Source organism: Pseudomonas sp. IT-P294, assembly GCF_949767865.1.
Lineage (GTDB): Bacteria > Pseudomonadota > Gammaproteobacteria > Pseudomonadales > Pseudomonadaceae > Aquipseudomonas.
Genome location: NZ_CATKQW010000053.1, coordinates 1 through 202 on the forward strand (window position 1 = coordinate 1; position 202 = coordinate 202).

The following is a 202-nucleotide window of genomic DNA, read 5'->3' on the forward strand; positions in this document are numbered from 1 at the left end:
CGAGCGGTTCTTGCGCGATCCCTTTTCTGATAAGCCTGAAGCACGGATGTACAGGACGGGCGATTTGGCCCGTTATCTTCCGAACGGAAATCTGGCGTTTTTGGGGCGTAATGACGACCAGGTCAAGATCCGCGGCTTCCGGATTGAGCTGGGTGAGATTGCGGCCAGCTTGGCGGAACATCCCTCCGTCCGCGAGGCAGTA

At 57.9% G+C, this 202-nt stretch carries 1 protein-coding gene; it reads left to right on the plus strand.

All coding sequences use genetic code 11. The features are described from left to right. Positions 1-202: hypothetical protein (locus tag ACM6I0_RS24400; protein WP_414923489.1), on the plus strand; the 202-nt coding region annotated here is incomplete at both ends.